Source organism: Achromobacter sp. (genome assembly GCF_032113835.1).
Classification (GTDB): domain Bacteria; phylum Pseudomonadota; class Gammaproteobacteria; order Burkholderiales; family Burkholderiaceae_B; genus Achromobacter.
Genome location: NZ_DAMCTG010000001.1, coordinates 206,957 through 218,602, shown reverse-complemented (window position 1 = coordinate 218,602; position 11,646 = coordinate 206,957). Strand labels below are relative to the sequence as shown.

10 protein-coding genes and 1 pseudogene are annotated in these 11,646 nt (G+C 66.8%); 5 read left to right on the top strand and 6 right to left on the bottom strand.

The window, feature by feature from the left end; translation table 11 throughout:
- Nucleotides 1-97 precede the first annotated feature (97 nt).
- The 3 genes and pseudogenes from RT697_RS00935 to RT697_RS00925 form a co-directional block, all read right to left on the bottom strand.
- A pseudogene (locus RT697_RS00935) lies at nt 98-988 on the bottom strand (acyltransferase); the annotation flags it as partial.
- A 150-nt stretch (nt 989-1,138) separates the two neighbouring features.
- Nucleotides 1,139-3,034, bottom strand: a complete 1,896-nt coding sequence (locus tag RT697_RS00930) for an LTA synthase family protein (RefSeq protein ID WP_313696565.1) — start codon at nt 3,032-3,034, stop codon at nt 1,139-1,141.
- Nucleotides 3,035-3,248: 214 nt separating this feature from the next.
- Nucleotides 3,249-3,977 carry a FadR/GntR family transcriptional regulator gene (locus tag RT697_RS00925; RefSeq protein ID WP_175122529.1) on the bottom strand — a complete coding sequence of 243 codons (729 nt, stop codon included), beginning with the start codon at nt 3,975-3,977 and terminating at the stop codon, nt 3,249-3,251.
- Nucleotides 3,978-4,106: 129 nt separating this feature from the next.
- Between RT697_RS00925 and RT697_RS00920 the strand changes: the two genes are divergently transcribed.
- The 5 genes from RT697_RS00920 (at nt 4,107) to RT697_RS00900 (ending at nt 8,767) form a co-directional block, all read left to right on the top strand.
- Nucleotides 4,107-4,946, top strand: a complete 840-nt coding sequence (locus RT697_RS00920) for an NAD(P)-dependent oxidoreductase (RefSeq protein ID WP_313696564.1) — start codon at nt 4,107-4,109, stop codon at nt 4,944-4,946.
- A gap of 8 nt (nt 4,947-4,954) precedes the next feature.
- Complete coding sequence (locus RT697_RS00915; protein ID WP_313696563.1) at nt 4,955-5,833, top strand: SMP-30/gluconolactonase/LRE family protein; 879 nt, start codon at nt 4,955-4,957, stop codon at nt 5,831-5,833.
- A gap of 111 nt (nt 5,834-5,944) precedes the next feature.
- Nucleotides 5,945-6,922 (top strand): TRAP transporter substrate-binding protein, encoded by a 978-nt coding sequence (locus tag RT697_RS00910; protein WP_313696562.1) that lies wholly within the window; start codon nt 5,945-5,947, stop codon nt 6,920-6,922.
- Nucleotides 6,923-6,929: 7 nt separating this feature from the next.
- Nucleotides 6,930-7,493 (top strand): TRAP transporter small permease, encoded by a 564-nt coding sequence (locus tag RT697_RS00905; RefSeq protein WP_312427590.1) that lies wholly within the window; start codon nt 6,930-6,932, stop codon nt 7,491-7,493.
- Nucleotides 7,484-8,767 carry a TRAP transporter large permease gene (locus RT697_RS00900; protein WP_056558959.1) on the top strand — a complete coding sequence of 428 codons (1,284 nt, stop codon included), beginning with the start codon at nt 7,484-7,486 and terminating at the stop codon, nt 8,765-8,767. The genes RT697_RS00905 and RT697_RS00900 overlap by 10 nt, the downstream gene beginning before the upstream one ends.
- Here RT697_RS00900 and RT697_RS00895 read toward each other — a convergent pair.
- The 3 genes from RT697_RS00895 to RT697_RS00885 form a co-directional block, all read right to left on the bottom strand.
- Nucleotides 8,760-9,512, bottom strand: a complete 753-nt coding sequence (locus RT697_RS00895) for a phosphatase PAP2 family protein (RefSeq protein WP_313696561.1) — start codon at nt 9,510-9,512, stop codon at nt 8,760-8,762. The genes RT697_RS00900 and RT697_RS00895 overlap by 8 nt on opposite strands.
- Nucleotides 9,513-9,574: 62 nt before the next feature.
- Nucleotides 9,575-10,918: a HAMP domain-containing sensor histidine kinase gene (locus RT697_RS00890; RefSeq protein ID WP_313696560.1), complete on the bottom strand. Its 1,344-nt coding sequence runs from the start codon at nt 10,916-10,918 to the stop codon at nt 9,575-9,577.
- Complete coding sequence (locus RT697_RS00885) at nt 10,915-11,628, bottom strand: response regulator transcription factor (RefSeq protein WP_313696559.1); 714 nt, start codon at nt 11,626-11,628, stop codon at nt 10,915-10,917. The genes RT697_RS00890 and RT697_RS00885 overlap by 4 nt, the downstream gene beginning before the upstream one ends.
- Nucleotides 11,629-11,646 lie beyond the last annotated feature (18 nt).

Here is an 11,646-nt window from a genome sequence, read left to right as displayed (position 1 = left end):
GGTCTGCGGGGGCGGGCGATCCCGTGGCGGGCGATCCCGCGGCGGGCGATCCCGCGGCGGGCGCCCCCGCGGCGGGCGTACCGGCAGCCGACGCTCCCGGCCGCACCAGCGCCTCGATCTCGTCGTCCTTGGCCTGCCACTGCTGCCCAAGCCATTGGTGGAACGTGGTGCGGAACGCCTTGTCGCGCGAGTAATCGGCCTCGCAGAAGGCCGGCGGCACGGGCAATTGCCGTATGCGCACCACCACCTGCCCTGCGCGTCCGCAGGCGAAATCCCAGAAGCTCGGCGCGCCATCCGGATAGGCGATGGTGGCGTCGATCATCGAGCGGAATCGTGCCCCCATCGCATTCAACGACACCGCCAGACCGCCCGCCTTGGGCTTGAGCAGATGACGGTACGGCGAGTTCTGCGCCGCGCGCTTGGCTTCGCTGAAACGCGTGCCTTCGGCAAACAGCATCACGCTGGTGGGCACCAGCGAGAACTTGGCGCAGGCGCGGCGTGCGGCTTCCTGGTCCTGGCGCCCGAGGTCCGGGTTCTTGCGCAGGGCCGCCTTGCCATGCCGTTTCATGAAGGGAAAGTCCAGCGCCCACCACGCCAAACCGATGACCGGCACGTAGATGAGCTGCTGCTTGAGGAAGAACTTGAGGAGCGGAATGCGCCGGTTCAGCGAGTACTGCAACACGAAGATGTCGACCCACGACTGGTGGTTGCAGTTGACCAGATACCAGTCGGCATAACGCAGGTCCTTGTTGCCCTGGATGTCCCAGGCCTGCGGCTGGATGCGCACGAACCAGCCGGTATTGCACGACACCCACGCGGTGGCGATGGCATTGAGGACGGGGTCGATGCGCCGCCTGACTGCGGCAAAGGGCAACGCCAGCTTCAGCAGCGAGACCGGGAGCAGCAACAGGCACCAGAACAGCGTGTTGGCGGCCAGCCAGAGGGAACTGAAAACGCCGGTGATCCATGCCAAGCGGCCCCGTGGCACCGGGATCGCCTGACGGGGCCGCTGGCGCGGCGCGGCGTGCTGGACACTGGAAAGCGCCGGAGTTGCGGGGCGGGAGGCTCCCGAGGACGAGTTGGGCGTTGTCATGGGCGCAAGTGTGCTATTGGCCCGCAGAATGCGGATTGAGTAGGATCAAGGCAGCCGGTACTTCTCTTCGCGATAGACCCAGCTTGCCCACAGCGCGTGCGCCAACGCTTCCTGCGTCAGCGCCGGATCCGCCGGCTCGACCGGCGCATAGGTTTCATCCTGCCCCACCGGCGCGGCCTCGTAACGGAACTGGCGCGGCGCCTTGGAAGGCTCCAGCACCAGCAGCTGATCGCCCTTCAGATAACCGAAGTTGTCCGCGTACTGCATCATCGCGCGGTTTGGATCGCGCTGCGTCAGGTCCGCACCCAGCATGGGGTTCACATTGTCCAGTCCGATCAGCGACAGCAGCGTCGGCGCCATGTCGATCTGGCTGACCAGCCGATTGTCCTGCCGCGGCGCGATGCCCGCGCCCAGGATCAACGCGGGAATCTGGAAGTGCCGCACCGGCACGGGAATGGAGCCGTACACGCGCGAGTCGTGGTCGGCGATGACCAGGAATACCGTGTTGTCCCAATACGGGGCCTTGCGCGCCTTATCGAAGAACTGGCCCAGCGCCCAGTCCGCGTAGCGCACCGTGTTGTCGACCGTGGCCGGATCGCCGACGGGCTGGATGCGCCCGGGCGGGTACTCCCACGGCGAATGGTTGGTCACGGAGAACGCCAACGTGAACACCGGTTTGTTGCCGTCCGCGCGCAGCAGGCGGTCGACCTGATTGAACATGTCCTCGTCCGAGGCGCCCCACGATCCTTCGAACACCGGGTCGACGAACTTGGGACGATCCACGATCTCGTCAAAGCCGTTGCCCAGGAAGAAGGCGCGCATGTTGTCGAAGTGGGACTCGCCGCCGTACACGAAGCGCGAGTGATAACCGTGCTTGCCCAGCAACTGCGCCAGCGTGAAAAAGCCCGTCTGCGAGCGCGGCAGCTTGACCACGGCATCGGCCACGCTGGGCAGGAAGCCCGCGGTGACGGCTTCGATGCCGCGCACCGAGCGCGTGCCGGTGGCGTAGGCGCGGTGGAACATCCAGCCTTCCTTGCCCAGGCGGTCGATGTTCGGCGTGATGTCGCGGCCGCCCAGGCTGCCCACGTACTGCGCGCCCAGGCTTTCCTGCAGGATGATCACCACGTTCAGCGGCTTGTCCCGCCTCACGGTCGCCTTCTGCTCGTGCAGGCTGGGCAGCTTCGCGTCCATGGGCGCGCCGGTCATGCCGGCCTTCTCGCGCACGATGGCGTTCATCTCGTCCACGGCCATCTTGGGATACATCGCCGCCGACGAGCGCTCATCGCGCATGCGATAGGCCGCGTCGAACACGCTGTACAGCGAATTGAGCGCCAGCGAATTCACCATGGCGTCCGAACTGAAGGCCACCTTGGCGGGGTTGATCGGGCGGTGCTCCAGCGTGCCGCGCGCGCCCAGGAACACCAGGGCCAGGATCACGAAAGACGCGACGGGCCGCTTCCACCAGCCCATGAACGGATCGCGCGTGCGCGTCGGGAACAGTTTGACCGCCAACCAGGCCGCCAGGACCAGCACCACGAAGGCGGCCAGCAGCACGCCCTTGTAGCCCTGCCACAGCATCGAGCCCACTTCCTTCGGATTGAGCAGATAGATGAAATACAGACGGTTGGGCCGCGTGTCGTATTCCGCGATGAACTGCGGGGTCGACACTTCCAGCAGCACATACAGCATCCACCACACGCGGAACCACCATGCGGTGATGCGCGCGGCAAGCGGACGGTGGCCGAACCACGGCGAAAACACCGCCGGCAGCGCAATCACCATCGACAGCAGGCACACGTCGATGCGCAGTCCGCCAAGCAGCAGCGGCCCCAGGCCGCCGGCAGCCTCGACGCGGTCCCACATCCAGAAGGCCAGGCCCAAGCGCGACAGTGTCAGCAGCGCCAGGATGGCGACGATGAATCGGAGTGTCAGGCGACGCATGCCAGGTCCCTCCGCGCGAGGAACACCCCTTGTCTTGATGAAGAAAAAATACTGCCGTGGATGCCGGGCGAAACCATGCCACCTCGATGACCAGAAAAGAAACCGCGCCAAGATTAACGCGATTTCAGAATCTATCGATTGTGTGGCGGCTCGTTCAAACGTTGTACGACATCACATGGGGCGTGGACCGCCCAGAGCCCGGCGGACTTGCGCGCTATTGCGCGCGCCGCAGGCGTTCGCGGCTGTTGCTCAGGTGCGTGCGCATCGCGGCGCGGGCGGCCTCGGGGTCCTGGCGCGTGATCGCGCTGTAGATGTCTTCATGTTCGAGGTTCACGCGCGCCAGATAGGCGGCGCGGTCTTCGAGGGCGAACTTGGCGGAGTTGATGCGGGTGCGGGGAATGATGGCCGACCCCAGATGCGCCATGAGGTCCGCGAAGTAGCGGTTGTCGGTCGACTGGGCCACCAGCAGATGGAATTGAAAATCCGGCGTGATCGTGTCGCCGCCGGCATCCAGCGCCTGCTTGAAGGCATCGAGCGCGCGCCGCATCGCCTGCAATTGTTCGTCGCTGCGGCGGATGGCGGCCAGGCCCGCGGCCTCGCTTTCCAGGCAGATACGCAGTTCCAGCAGCACCAGCACGTCGCGCACGGTGGCGATGTCGGCCGGGTCCACGCGGAAATCGCCGCCGCCGCTGGGCTCCAGCGCATACGTCCCCACGCCATGATGCGTTTCGACGAGGCCCGAGGCCTGCAGGCGCGACAGCGCCTCGCGCACGACGGTGCGGCTTACGCCGAACTGACGCATGATCGCGGATTCGGTGGGGAGCTTATCGCCGGGGCGGATTTCACCGCTGCGGATGCGTTCGGAAATGTTTTCAACCAGGCCTTGCGCCAGGTTGCGGGGACGACGCTGCGGCAAGACAGGGGTATCGGCGGGAGCGTTCATCAGGGATTATCCGGAAGCGGTTGTGCAGCGCTTGACGCTGAAAAATGGCGTTCATTATACTTTGCGACAGTTGTACGATAACGTACCAGACAAGTCCACTCCACCGCGCCATTCACAGAGCGTTGCGTCATGAGCCGAGCTGTCAACAACATGCCTGAATCCCTTCGGTGTCATCGTTTGTTATTGACCGGCGCCGCCGGCAACCTGGGACTGGTACTGCGTCCCCGATTGAAAGCCCATGCGGACATCCTCCGCGTCTCGGACGTGGCAGCGATGGCCCCCGCAGAAGACGGCGAAGAGGTCGTTCCATGCGATCTGGCCGACGCCTCTGCGGTGTCCGAATTGGTGCGCGGCACGGACGCCATCGTGCATCTGGGCGGCGTGTCGGTCGAACGCCCTTTCGAAGAAATCCTTCCCGCCAACATCCAGGGCGTCTACAACGTCTACGAGGCGGCCCGCCTGCACGGCGTGCGGCGCGTGGTGTTCGCCAGCTCGAACCACGTCATCGGTTTCTATGAACAGGGACAGACGCTGGACGCCAGCGTGCCGTTGCGGCCCGACGGCTATTACGGCCTGAGCAAGGCCTACGGCGAAAACCTGTCCCGCTTCTATTTCGACCGCTACGGCATCCAGACCGTGTGCCTGCGCATCGGCTCGTCGTTTCCCGAACCCAAGGACCGGCGCATGCTGGTCACGTGGCTCAGCCACGACGACCTGACCGACCTGGTCGTCCGATCCCTGTTCACTCCCGACGTCGGCCACCTCATCGTGTACGGCGCGTCGGCCAACCGCGACAGTTGGTGGGACAACAGCGGCGCGGCCGTGCTGGGCTTTGCGCCCAAGGATTCTTCCGAGCGGTTCCGCGCGCAGGTCGAGGCGCAGCCCCCGCTGGCCGCGGACGATCCCGCGGCGCGCTATCAGGGCGGCGCCTTCGTCAAGGCCGGCCCCTTCCCCTTCCCGAACGCCTGAAGCCTTTCATGTCCATCACCGCCGAACGTCTTGGAACCTTGTTGTGCGGCGTCGGAGAAAGCCCCCTCTGGCGGCGCGCGGACAAGGCGTTCTACTGGACCGACATTCCCGGCAAGACGCTGTGGCGCTGGACACCCGAGACCGGCGCGTTCGCGCACTGGGCGTTGCCGCAGATGGCGGGCAGCATCGCGATGCGCGGCGACGGCTGGCTGCTGGCGATGGAAGATGGTCTCTACGCATGCGACGCGTTGCGCGACGGCGAGGCCTGCAACCCCCGGCAACTCGCCGCCGTTGCCCATGCCGCGCCCGGCATGCGGTTCAACGACGGCCGCTGTGACCGGCAGGGCCGGTTCCTGGCGGGCACCATGGTGATCGACATGAGCCTCGCTTGGCCCGCCGGTGCGCTGTACCGCCACGACGCGCGCGGCACGTCCAGGCTGCTCGAAGATCTGATCGTCCCCAACGGCCTGGCCTTCAGTCCCGATGGCCGGACGATGTACCTGTCCGACTCTCACCCGTCGCGCGCGACCGTCTGGACCTTCGACTACGACACCGATGCCGGCGTGCCGTCCAATCGCCGTGTCTTCATCCCCGCCCTGCCTGCCGGCCGCCCCGATGGCGCCGCGGTGGACGCCGCGGGCTGCTACTGGATCTGCGGCAACGATGCCGGCAAGGTGTACCGCTACACCCCTGACGGGCGCCTGGACCGCACCCTGGACGTGCCCGCCGCGAAGGTCGCCATGTGCGCCTTTGGCGGCGCCGGCATGGACACGCTTTTCGTCACGTCGATCCGTCCCGCGAACGCCGCTCCCGGCGCGCTGGACGGCGCGATATTCGCCCTGCACCCCGGCGTGCAGGGCCTGGAGGAAACCGCCAGCGCCGGTTAGCACCCGACGGGCGGCTTCGCGCGCGCCCACCCCGAGCAGGCAGTGCATATCAAAGAGCTTCGGGGCCATCACGGCCCTCAACGAAACGCCGTACCCCATCTGGAGGTAGACATGCTGCACCCTCACCTGAGCCGCGCCGTTCTGGCCGCGGCCGCCTTGCTGACGCTGATTCCCGCCACCCACGCCGCCGAGCTGCGCTCCGCGGACATCCATCCCGACGACTACCCCACTGTGCAGGCCGTGCGCCACTTCGGCGAACTGGTCAAACAACGGACCAACGGCCGCATCACCGTGAAGGTCTTTGCCGGCGGCGCGCTCGGCAACGAAGACGATTCGATCGAACAGGTGAAACTGGGCGCGCTGGCCATGTCCCGCGTATCCAGCGCGGCGATGCACAACATCTGCCAGACCACGCGCGTGCCGTCGCTGCCGTTCCTGTTCCGGTCGAAAGAGCATCTGCACAAGGTGCTGGACAGCGAGATCGGCGATCAGATCCTGCGCTCGTGCGAGGCCGCCGGTTTCGTCGGGTTGGCGTGGTACGACAGCGGGTCGCGGTCCATGTACACGACCAAGAAGCCGATCAAGACACTGGCCGACGCCAAGGGCCTGAAGATCCGCGTGCAGCAGTCGGACCTGTCCGTCGCGATGGTGGAAGCCATGGGCGGCAACGCCACGCCGATGCCGATGGGCGAGGTCTACACGTCGCTCAAGACCGGCCTGGTGGACGCGGCCGAGAACAACTTTCCCAGCTACGAGAGCGCGCATCACTACGAGGTCGCGAAGTTCTATTCGCTGACCGAGCACACGATGACGCCCGAGATCCTGATCTTCTCCAAGCGCCAGTGGGACAAGCTGCCGCCGGACGACCAGAAGATCCTGCGCGAGGCCGCGCGCGAATCGGTGCCGTACATGCGCAAGCTGTGGGACGAGCGCGAGCAGAAGTCGCGCGCGGTGGTCGAGAAGGCCGGCTCGCAGATCTCGCAGGTCGACAAGCCCTCGTTCCAGGGCGCGATGAAGCCGGTGTACGAACGCTTCGTCACGACGCCTGAAATGAAGGACCTGGTCGCGAAGATCCAGGCCGTGCAGTGAGGACATCATGTTGGCCACACCCACGAATGAACCAGATGTCGCCGCGGGGGGCCGGGCGCAAGCCCTGGCTGCCCCGCTGGATGCTTACTCGCGCGCCTGCGCCCGCCTGGCGCGGATCTGCATGTGGACCAGCGTCTTCGGGCTGATCTGCCTGATCGTCGCCGTCTCGCTGCAGATCTTCGGTCGCCACGTCCTGAACAGCACGCCGACCTGGGCGGAGAGCCTTGCCCTGCTGCTGGTGCTGTACGTCACCATGCTGGGCGCCGCGGTCGGCGTACGAGATGCCGGCCACATCGGCTTTGAGTCCCTGCTCGACGCCCTGCCCGCCGCCGGGCAGCGGCGGCTGCGCATCTTCATCCATTTGCTCGTGCTGCTGTTCGGCGTGCTGATGGCCTGGAATTGCGGCGTGCTGGCCGAGTCCGTCGCGGCCTACAAGATTCCCAACCTGGGGATCTCAAACGCGTGGAAGTACATCCCTGCAACCCTGTCGGGCACCTTGATCGCGCTCTTTTCCATCGAGCACATCATCGCGATCCTGCGCAACCAGAAGGTGGTCCCGGCATGGCGCTGACACTGCTTTCCTTCACTTTCATGGGGTTCCTCGTGATCGGCGTGCCGGTGGCCTTTGCCATCGGGCTGTCGTCCATCACGGCCATCATGTACGAGGACCTGCCGCTTGCGGTGGCCTTCCAGCAGATGACCTCGGGCATGAACGCGTTTTCGTTCCTGGCCATCCCGTTCTTCATCTTCACCGGCGAGCTGATGCTGTACGGCGGCATAGCCGACCGCATCGTGAACTTCGCCAAATCGCTGGTGGGCCATGTGCGGGGCGGCCTGGGCATGTCCAACGTGGTGGCCTGCACGCTGTTCGGCGGCGTGTCGGGATCGCCCGTGGCGGACGTGTCGGCGATGGGGTCGGTGATGATCCCGATGATGAAGCGCGAGGGCTATCACGCCGACTACGCGGTGAACGTCACAACCCACGCGGCGCTGGTGGGCGCCCTGATGCCGACCAGCCACAACATCATCATCTACACGCTGGCGGCGGGCGGCAAGGTGTCCATCGCGGCGCTGATCGCGGCAGGCGTGGTGCCGGCCCTGATCCTGACCGCGTGCAACCTGGCCGCCGCCTATTTCGTGGCGCGCAGCCGGGGCTATCCGGCGGGCACCTTCCCGGGCTGGCACATCGTGTTCCGCTCGCTGGTGGCGGCGGCGCCGGGGCTGTTTGTGGTGGTCCTGATCATCGCGGGCATCCTGAGCGGCGTCTTCACGGCGACGGAATCCGCAGCGGTGGCGGTGCTGTATGCGCTGGCGCTGACGATCTTCGTCTACCGCTCGCTGACCTGGGATCAGTTCGTGCGCGCCGCCAGCAAGGCGGTCAAGACGACGGGCGTGGTGCTGCTGCTGATCGGCATCTCCGCCACGTTCGGCTACCTGATCAGCTTCTATGGCGTGGCCGAAAAGACCGGGCAGCTGATGGCGTCCATCTCGACGGAGCCGTGGGCCATCTTCCTGATGGTCAACATCATCCTGTTCGTCCTGGGTACGTTTCTGGACATGGCTGCCACCATCCTGATCTGCACGCCGATCTTCCTGCCGATCTGCATGCAGTACGGCATGGGGCCAGTGCAGTTCGGCATGGTCCTGCTGCTGAACTGCGCGCTGGGGCTGAACACGCCGCCGGTAGGCACCACGCAGTTCGTGGGGTGCGCCATCGGCGGGGTCTCGGTGGGAACGGTGATGCGCACCATCTGGCCGTTCTACGGCGCGCTGCTGGCCGCGCTGGCGTTGGTGACGTACGTGCCGGCGTTCTCGCTGTGGTTGCCGGGCGTGCTGCTCAACTGACGCGGGGCGGGCGCCCAGTCGCCCGCCCCGCAATCAGCGGATAGAAGAACACCGCCGCCAGCAGCCACATCAGCGCGGCGGACCAGATCGTCTGACTGAGAAAATGCGCGCCCTGCAGGATGCGCACCGCCGAAAACCCCACGCCGGCCACCACGCCGATCGCCAGTCCGCTCCAGCGCCACGCCGGACGGCCCAGGGCCCATCCCGCGAAATACAGGGTCAGCAAGGCGTAGCCCGCGCCGGCATGGCCGCTGGGCAAGGCGCCCCCGGCGCGCGCCCTTGCCCAGGTCCACCAGTGCAGCGGATACGGCGTGTAGCCGCCCAGCGTTTCCAGATCGTAGGGGCGCGGCAGCATCGTGTGATGCTTGAGCTGCGTGATGAGCAGTTGCCCCGTCAGGCACGTGATGGCGACGGCAAAGGCCACCCCGCGCCAGCGCCGCCAGGCCGCGATGCGGTAGCTGCCCGCCGCAACGCCCGCCGCAGCCAGACCCACGCTGATCGGCAGCGCGAGCACCATCCGGTGGCCCAGCAGCTCAAGCCAGCGGCTGCCATGCAGCGGAAAGTCGTCCAGCAGCGGATCGAACAGCGCGCGCGCGATGCGCATGTCCAGTCCCGACGCCTGTGACCACCAGGCCATACAGGCCAGCAGCAGCGTCACGGCCCCGACGTGGGTCAGCAGATAACGGGTTCTTGTCGGCGCGTGCAGCGCCGGCAGCAGGGGGGACTGCAGCAATGGGGACGGCATGGAGACGAACATCCGGACGATTCGGGCCAGCGCACTTTACGGACCCGTCAGTCGAAAATTCGTCAAATTTGCGCCGACGGGCCGGACCTCGCGTCGGGCTCGAAACGCAGCAGAAAGCGCGTGCCGCGCGCCGGACCTTCGGCTTGCGAGGACTCGACGCTGAGCGACCAGCCCTGCATGTCGCAGACGCGCTTGGCAATTGCCAGGCCCAGCCCCCGCGCCGTCTCGTCACCGCCCGCCACGCCGGAATCGCGCAGGCGGCCGCTGAAATAGCGGCGGAACAGGAAAGGCAGATCGCCTTCGGCAATACCTTTTCCGTCGTCGCGCAGTTCCAGCCCGCGCTGCGTGTCGAACGACGCCGTCAGCGAGGCCGGCGCCGCGTGTTCGATGGCGTTGCGCACGAGATTGCGCAGCACGGTCAGCAAGGCGTAGCGGTCCAGCGTCAGCACCTGGCCGGCGGGCAACTGATTGTCAAAGCGCAGGTCGGCCAGCTTGGCTTGGGCGGCGTATCCGCGCCAGGCGTCTTCCATGCATTCGGCGATATCCACCGGCTCCGGCGCGCGCAATTGATCGCGCGCCATCGCCCGCGCGCTTTCCAGGCTGACGATGACGTCGTCCACGTTGTCCACCACCCGCGTCAGGCGCTGCTGCTGATCCGGCGTCAACGCCTGCGTCAGCAGCATGAGTTCGCTGTCCGAGCGGATCGCCGCCAGCGGCGTGCGCACCTCGTGGCTGAGGTTGCTGGCGAATTCGCGCTCGCGGGCGATGGACCGGTCCACCTGGTTCTGCACACGGTTGAAGGCCTCGATGAGGCGGCCGGCCTCGTCGTCGCGCGTGACCGCCATGTCGGGCGCCCCCGGCGCCCACGTCGCCAGCCGGTCCGTCAATTCCAGCAGCGGTCCAACCGCCACCGCCGCCACGCGCCGCGACAGCGCGTACGCCAGCACCACGCAGATCGCGCCCACGCCCAGCACGATGAGGCCGAAGTCATGCACCCGCTCTTCGTTGTCGGTGGCGTCGTACAGCAGATACACCGTGCCCCGGCCTGTCTCGGCCACCATCACGTGCCACGTGTAGGCGCCCGGTTCGATCAGATGCAGGCCGTTTTCCAGCGACAGCAGTTCGGGCGGCATGCCGGCGGGCGGCTGGCCGTCGACGCTGAGCCACGCGCGCATGGACCCGCCCAACTCGCGCGCACCGTGGCGCGGCAGAAACTCGTCGCTGCTGCGCGCGTGCTGGACCAGGCGATCCATCTCGGTGTTCAGGATGTCGTTGACCAGGTCGTCTTCCATCTGGTCGAACGTCAGGTAGGCCAGGAGGGCAAGCGCCGTGACAAAGAGCGCGACCGTGCCCGTCAACGCCCAGACGACGCGCTGGGTCAGCGTGCCGGCGGTGGCGCGGCTCATGATGCGGCGCCGGGCAACGTCAGGCGCCAGCCGGTGCCGTGCACGGTTTCGATGCCGTCAAAGCCGGCGTCGGCCAGCGCGCGCCGCAGCAGGTGGACCTGGCTGCGCAGCGCATCGGACGAGGGCGGCTCGTTGCCCCACAGGACCGATTCCAGTTCTTCGCGCGTCACCACGCGGCCCGGATCGCGCAGCAGCACCTCGATGATGAGTCCCGCCTTGCGGGTCAGATGCACCGGCACGCCGCTGACCGACACGACGCGGCTGCGCGCGTCGAACTGGAGCGGGCCGAACATGCGCGCGGCGTCCACCGTCGATCCTTTGGCGCGCTGGATCAGCGCCAGCAGCCGCGCTTCGACCTCAAGCAGCGCGAACGGCTTGGTGAGGTAGTCGTCCGCGCCGTGCGAAAAGCCCGCCAGCTTGTCCTCGAGGCTGTCGCGCGCCGTCAGCATCAGCACCGGCACAGCCAGCCGCCGCTCCGTGCGCATGGCGTGGAGCACGGCGTTGCCGTCCATGCCCGGCAGGCCGATGTCCAGCAACACGGCGTCAAAGCGCTGCTCCTGCAACCGTTGCAGGGCCGCGGGTCCGCTGTAGGCCACGTCGGGCAGAAAGCCCCGCACCTCCAGGAAGCTGTACAGGTTGCCGGCGATGATGTGGTCGTCCTCAACGATCAGCACCCGGTGATTCGCGCCCGCTGCGGGAGGGGTTGCCATGGTCTGCGATCCTGGCCG

Excerpts from the sequence above, each read along its gene's own strand:
- RT697_RS00920 (WP_313696564.1), top strand. The coding sequence starts at position 4,107 with ATGAGCCGAGCTGTCAACAACATGCCTGAATCCCTTCGGTGTCATCGT.
- RT697_RS00915 (WP_313696563.1), top strand. The coding sequence starts at position 4,955 with ATGTCCATCACCGCCGAACGTCTTGGAACCTTGTTGTGCGGCGTCGGA.
- RT697_RS00910 (WP_313696562.1), top strand. The coding sequence starts at position 5,945 with ATGCTGCACCCTCACCTGAGCCGCGCCGTTCTGGCCGCGGCCGCCTTG.
- RT697_RS00885 (WP_313696559.1), bottom strand. The coding sequence starts at position 11,628 with ATGGCAACCCCTCCCGCAGCGGGCGCGAATCACCGGGTGCTGATCGTT.
- RT697_RS00905 (WP_312427590.1), top strand. The coding sequence starts at position 6,930 with ATGTTGGCCACACCCACGAATGAACCAGATGTCGCCGCGGGGGGCCGG.
- RT697_RS00890 (WP_313696560.1), bottom strand. The coding sequence starts at position 10,918 with ATGAGCCGCGCCACCGCCGGCACGCTGACCCAGCGCGTCGTCTGGGCG.
- RT697_RS00900 (WP_056558959.1), top strand. The coding sequence starts at position 7,484 with ATGGCGCTGACACTGCTTTCCTTCACTTTCATGGGGTTCCTCGTGATC.
- RT697_RS00930 (WP_313696565.1), bottom strand. The coding sequence starts at position 3,034 with ATGCGTCGCCTGACACTCCGATTCATCGTCGCCATCCTGGCGCTGCTG.
- RT697_RS00895 (WP_313696561.1), bottom strand. The coding sequence starts at position 9,512 with ATGCCGTCCCCATTGCTGCAGTCCCCCCTGCTGCCGGCGCTGCACGCG.
- RT697_RS00925 (WP_175122529.1), bottom strand. The coding sequence starts at position 3,977 with ATGAACGCTCCCGCCGATACCCCTGTCTTGCCGCAGCGTCGTCCCCGC.